Annotated in this window: 3 protein-coding genes; all 3 read left to right on the forward strand. The window is 71.4% G+C overall.

The genetic code is table 11. The features are described from left to right. Nucleotides 1–166: 166 nt before the first annotated feature. Nucleotides 167–1,375, forward strand: a complete 1,209-nt coding sequence (locus F8A92_RS18320; RefSeq protein ID WP_153506619.1) for a multidrug effflux MFS transporter — start codon at nt 167–169, stop codon at nt 1,373–1,375. Between the two features lie 118 nt (nt 1,376–1,493). After that, complete coding sequence (locus F8A92_RS18325; protein WP_228389576.1) at nt 1,494–1,925, forward strand: DUF5318 family protein; 432 nt, start codon at nt 1,494–1,496, stop codon at nt 1,923–1,925. A gap of 154 nt (nt 1,926–2,079) precedes the next feature. Beyond that, a partial coding sequence (locus tag F8A92_RS19180) for a hypothetical protein (protein ID WP_228389577.1) occupies nt 2,080–2,309 on the forward strand: 230 nt, incomplete at its 3' end.

Genomic DNA, 2,309 nt, shown 5'->3' on the forward strand with positions numbered 1-2,309 from the left:
GCGACCAAATCGCTGATACGTACCCACCTGCAACGTCCTCCTGATCAAAGGCGTTGCAACGACCCCTAGAACCCAAGGGCCTGTTTCGGTACCGAAGCACGCCGCGAACGGCCTCGACGCCACCTGGGTAGTTAGCAATGCGAAAGGAAGGGTGGATACTGGGCACATGCCCGCCGCCGTCCTCACCCTGCTCGGTGCGCTGACGGCCATCGGACCGTTCGCCCTCGACCTCTACCTCGCGGCGTTCCCGCAGATTGCCCAGGAGCTCGGGACGACGCCCACCGAGGTCCAGCTGACCCTCACCGCCTGCATGATCGGGCTGGCCGTCGGCCAGCTGGTCACCGGCATCGCCAGCGACGCCATCGGCCGCAAGCGGCCGCTCGTGGTGGGCATGGCGCTGTTCCTGGCGTTCTCCGTGCTGTGCATGCTCGCCCCCGGCATCTGGTGGCTGATCCTCGGTCGATTCCTGCAGGGCGTCGGCGGCGGCGCCGGGATCGTCGTGGCGCGGGCGGTGATCCGCGACCGCACCTCCGGCGAGGCGATGATCCGCGCCCTGACCACGGTGATGGTGCTGCTGGGCCTGGCACCGATCCTGGCGCCCATGCTCGGCGGCGTCCTGATGCGGCTGACCGACTGGCGCGGCGTCTTCGCCTCGCTCGCGGTGATCGCGCTGCTGCTGCTGCTCGGCTCGCTGACCCTCCCGGAGTCCCTGCCGCTCGAGCGGCGGCACCCGCCGCGACTGAAGAAGGTGCGCGCCGACTTTGCCGCGGTGCTCACCGATCGCGCCTGGCAGTACGGCGCGGGCTCGGTGTCGCTCACCAGCGCCGCGGTGTTCGTCTACATCGGCTCGTCGTCCTTCGTCTTCCAGGAGGTCTACGGCCTGAGCCCGCTGCAGTTCTCGGTCCTGTTCGGCATCAACGCGGCCAACTTCATGATCTTCAGCCAGAGCAACCGGCTGCTCTCGCGCTGGTTCACGCCCCAGCAGCGGCTCGGCATGGCGACCCTCGGGCTGTCGATCGCCGGCGTCGTCCTGCTCACGGCCGCGTCGCTGGATCGGGCCCCGATCTGGCTGGCGATCGTCGGGTTCGCGCTGCTGCCGGCCAGCCACGGCGTCGGCTCGCCGAACGGGATCGCGATCGCCCTCGAGAACCACGGCGATCGCGCGGGGTCGGCGTCCGCGCTGCACGGGGTCCTGCAGTACGTCGTCGCCGCGGTGACGATCCCGCTGGTGGGCGAGAAGATCCAGGGCATCGCGGTCGGCGTCTGCTCGATGGCCGCCGCGCTGGTGCTGCTGCGGCTGGCCGTGAAGCGCGCCCGGGAGCCGCGCGAGGCGGCCGTCCGCACCGCGACCGCGGAGCCGAGCACGGTCGACTGACCGCCGGTCACGATCCGGAGCCCGCGGAGCGGGTGCCCTCCGCGATCGACACCAGCATGCCCGCCGGCCGTGACCGGACGACTGCGGAGGTCGCTCGAACGCGCATACCCTGTAATGCGTGATTCAGCGGGGCTTCATCGACTACACGTTCCAGCGGCGCGCCGTCCTTCGGGAGCTCGCCGAGGGCCGTCGTACCCGCGCCGAGGTCTGTGACGCGCAGGCGTACCTGAAGCAGGCCGCGGCGTACCACGGCGACGAGACCGACCGCGACTGCCCGGTGTGCGCCCGGGAGCGGGTCGCCCTGGTGCACTACGTGTTCGGTGACCGCTGGAAGATCGGCTCCGGACAGGCCAAGACCGCCCGCCAGATCGTCGAGATGGCCGAGATCATGAGCGAGTTCAGCGTGTACGTCGTGGAGGTCTGCCGCGGCTGCGGATGGAACCACCTGCTCGAGTCGTTCAGCACCGGGATCGAGCTGCCCGCGAAGACCCGCCGGCGCCGCCGGTCACCCGCCGTCCCCGATGTCGCGGTAGACCTCAACGACCTGTGAACCAGGGGGCAGCGCCCGCGGCCCGAGCCGCCGCGCGTCCCCCGGTAATGGGTGCGCAGCCACACTTCATGCCCTGCTCGCTCACTTTCCGGCACACTAGAGGGGTTGCGGGTCCGCCCGCGTGTCCCCCCACCCAGCCTCAGCGGAGCAGCCTGTGCACGACGGATCGCCCGAAGATCCCCAGCTGCCGGACGCCGATGACTCGGCACATGTGATCCGGCCGATCAAGCGACGCGGCAGCGCGTCCGCGGCCGACCGTGGGGAGGTGTCGGCGGCGGCGGCCGAGGCCCCAATCCCGCGACGTCCCCGGGGCGCCGCGGCCGGATCCCGGGGGAAGCGGCCGGCGGCCCAGCGCCCGGGCGCCACGCGCGGCGGCGGCAAGGC

Source organism: Cumulibacter manganitolerans, from assembly GCF_009602465.1.
GTDB classification, from domain to species: Bacteria; Actinomycetota; Actinomycetes; order Mycobacteriales; family Antricoccaceae; genus Cumulibacter; species Cumulibacter manganitolerans.

What these genes read in the sequence shown, in the direction of transcription:
- F8A92_RS18320 (WP_153506619.1), top strand. Translation starts at nt 167, where the DNA reads ATGCCCGCCGCCGTCCTCACCCTGCTCGGTGCGCTGACGGCCATCGGA.